The 2,939-nt window shown below is 72.5% G+C and carries 3 protein-coding genes; 2 read left to right on the top strand and 1 reads right to left on the bottom strand.

Annotated features, from left to right (window positions below; all coding sequences use genetic code 11):
- Window positions 1-65 precede the first annotated feature (65 nt).
- Complete coding sequence (gene rlmM, locus D7W82_RS39105) at window positions 66-1,091, top strand: 23S rRNA (cytidine(2498)-2'-O)-methyltransferase RlmM (RefSeq protein WP_120623112.1); 1,026 nt, start codon at window positions 66-68, stop codon at window positions 1,089-1,091.
- 90 nt (window positions 1,092-1,181) lie between these two features.
- Window positions 1,182-1,886, top strand: coding sequence for a diguanylate cyclase domain-containing protein (locus D7W82_RS39100; RefSeq protein WP_120623111.1), 705 nt, complete (start codon window positions 1,182-1,184; stop codon window positions 1,884-1,886).
- 45 nt (window positions 1,887-1,931) lie between these two features.
- Here the strand turns inward: D7W82_RS39100 and D7W82_RS39095 are convergent, their stop codons facing one another.
- The gene (locus tag D7W82_RS39095; protein WP_120623110.1) at window positions 1,932-2,849 is read right to left on the bottom strand and encodes a M23 family metallopeptidase; all 918 of its coding nucleotides are present in this window, start codon (window positions 2,847-2,849) and stop codon (window positions 1,932-1,934) included.
- Between the last annotated feature and the right edge of the window lie 90 nt (window positions 2,850-2,939).

Here is a 2,939-nt window from a genome sequence, read left to right as displayed (position 1 = left end):
GCTCCGCCCCGGCTCCTATCGCCTCGCCCGCGCCGCGCATCCCACCTCGGGCGCGCGTGCCATCCATGCCCGCACAGACGCTGGCGGCCCAACCGGGCCGGTGGCTGTGGACCTGCCGGGAGGGCTTCGAGTCGCACCTGTTCGAGGAGCTGACCTGGGCTGGGGCGGGTCCCCGCCTCCTGGGGCCGGCCCTGGTGGAGTCCGAGCAGCGGCCGGAGGTCCCCCCCGCCTTTGGCCGGGCGGCCGAGAAGGTCCTCAAGACCTGGGCGCTCCCGGGTGGGGCGCAGGTGCCGGTGGAGGACATCCTGGCGGCCATGTCCGGACTGCCCACCCGTGTGCCCTGGCTCCTGCGGGCCTACACGCCGGACAGCGCGAAGGGCAACACGCAGGCGGGCCGCGCGGAAGCCCTGGAGGCGGCGGTGCGGACCGCGCTCCCCGAGGGACGCGTGCTGGAGGACGACGGACGGGCGCGCGAGGCAGGGGCCCTGCTGGTGGGCCTGTGCGTCGCGCCAGACGGGGTGCTGAGCTTGGGCGCGGTGAGCGCCCGTGAGGCCCTGTCGCTCGCGCCGGGCGGGCGGCGGCGGATGAAGCGCGCGGGCGAGTCCCCTTCCCGCGCGGCGATGAAGCTGGAGGAGGCCCTGGACGGGCTGGCGCATGAGCCCGGGCGCGGCGACGTCTGCGTGGACCTGGGCGCGGCGCCGGGCGGCTGGACGCAGCGGCTGGTGGCGCGAGGGGCGCGGGTGGTGGCGGTGGACCCCGCGAAGCTGATGCCGGAGCTGGCGAGGAACCCGCGCGTCCAGCACGTGCAGGAGAGCGCCTTCGCCTACGCCCCGGAGGAGTCCGCGGACTGGCTCTTCTGCGACATGGCGTGGCGGCCCCTGGAAGTGGCGCAGCTGTTGGCCAAGTGGGGCCGGCGCCGCTGGGCGCGCAACCTGGTGGCCAACATCAAGCTGCCCATGAAGGACAAGAACCCGCTGCTCCTGCGGGTGCGCCAGACGCTCGTGGAGGACGGGGGCTGGGAGGGCCTCACCGTCCGCCAGCTCTACCATGACCGGGACGAAGTCACCGTGACGGCCCATCGCATGCGCTGAAGGCTCCGCATGCGCTGAGGGCGACGGAGCGGGCGCGGGCAAGAAGCTTTCCTGCGCCCGGGGCGGGTCCGCGCTACACACGCGGACACGATGCCCTACTCACTCGACGACGCCACCGCCACCGCCCTCGTCGCCCTCCACCCCCGGGCCGCGCGCCCGGGGCACGCCCAGGAGGCGCCGCAGGCGGCCGCCCAGGAGCTCATCGCCGCCGAGCAGCGCCGGCGCGGCCAACTGGACGCCACCGGGGCCATGCACGTGCTGGCGCTCACCCAGGGCACGCTCCTCAAGGAGGAGTTTGATTTGTCCACGCACGCGCACCACGACGGCTGGCGCGTGGGCGCGCTGATGGTGGACGTGAAGGAGATGATCCACTTCAACGCGCGCTTCGGCTTCCCCGCCGGGGACGCGCTGCTCAAGGGCGTCGTGGCGTCGCTCGGCGCGCAGTACCCGGGCGCGCGCATCGTGCGCTTCCAGCCGGACGGGTTCGCGGTGCTGCTGCTGCCCACGTCCCAGCTCACCGTGCGCGAGGACAGCGCGGAAGCGACGCGCGCGAAGCTTTCGGAGGACCTGCGCTCCTCGCTGCCTCCGGGCGCCTCTGGCACCGACGTGCCGGGCTTCACCGTGGCGCTGCTGGAGCTGACGGTGCACCAGCCGTCACACTGGCAGGTGCTGGGGCCGCTCCTGTGGGCGGAGGTGGAGCGGGCCTACATCATGGAGCGCACCGGGCGGACGCACGGCCTGCAGCGGCGGCGCCTGCGCCTGGATGCGTTCCTTCCGGAGCCGGAAGGAACCTGAGGCGTCCCCGAGCGACTCGGCGCCTCCTCGACGCCTCCTCGTCTCCTACTCTTCGAGGATGAACTTGCGCGGGTTCTGCGGCACGCCGTTCACGCGCACTTCGTAGTGCAGGTGCGGGCCGGTGGAGCGGCCGGTGTTGCCCACCGCCGCGATGGACGCGCCGCGCTTCACCCGGTCCCCGGCCTTCACCAGGATCTTGGACAGGTGGCCGTAGCGCGTCTTGATGCCGTAGCCGTGGTCGATGACGAGCACGTTGCCGTACCCGCCCTCCAGGCCCGCGAACACCACCGTGCCGTCAGACGGCGCGGTGACCTCCTTGCCGTGCGGCGCCGCGATGTCCAGGCCCGAGTGCGTCACGCGGTCCGCCGTGTACGGGTCCAGGCGCTGACCGAAATCGCTGGTCACCCAGCCGCGCGCCGGCCACACCGACGGCGTGGAGGCGAGCAGCGACTTCTGGTCCTGGAAGTAGGCCTGCAGGTCCTGGAGGCTCAGCTCCTGGCGGGTGGCCTCCGCGGAGAGCCGGTCCAGGCGGCCCAGCATCATCTTGGGCGTGTCCGTGGTGGTCAGCTGGGTGAACTGCGTGTCCGTCGCGGGCGCCGTGGTGCCGGTCTCCGGCTCCGTGGGGCCCATGGCCAGGTTGCGCTGCGGGTCCGACAGCAACGTCACCGCGCGCAGCTTCTGGTCGAAACGCTCCACGCGATCCAGCGTCGAACCGATGTGCTCGATGCGCTCACGCACCGACTTCAGCTGCGAGCGCAGCGTGAGGTTCTCCTCACGCAGGATGCGGTTCTCCGACGCGTCCGCCGCCACCTGGAGGTAGTGGATGCTCGCACCGGCGCCCAGGCCCGCCACCAGCATCAGGCCCATGCCCACCTGCACCAGCCAGGAGCGCTGGATGGTGTAGCGCTTCACCGGAGCGTCGTGGTCCGGGATGACCATCAGCGTGAAGGACTTTTTGGCCACGGACCACTCCTGGGGAAACTCTTTCTCTACGTGGGACTTCCGGCGCCAGAAGCTAAGTCGCTCCCCGCGCTCGCAACACCTCCCCCACCC

It is taken from the genome of Corallococcus sp. CA049B (genome assembly GCF_003611685.1).
Taxonomy (GTDB): Bacteria; Myxococcota; Myxococcia; order Myxococcales; family Myxococcaceae; genus Corallococcus; species Corallococcus coralloides.
This window is presented reverse-complemented; position numbering and strand designations above follow the sequence as displayed.

Excerpts from the sequence above, each read along its gene's own strand:
- rlmM (WP_120623112.1), top strand. The coding sequence starts at position 66 with ATGCCCGCACAGACGCTGGCGGCCCAACCGGGCCGGTGGCTGTGGACC.
- D7W82_RS39100 (WP_120623111.1), top strand. The coding sequence starts at position 1,182 with ATGCCCTACTCACTCGACGACGCCACCGCCACCGCCCTCGTCGCCCTC.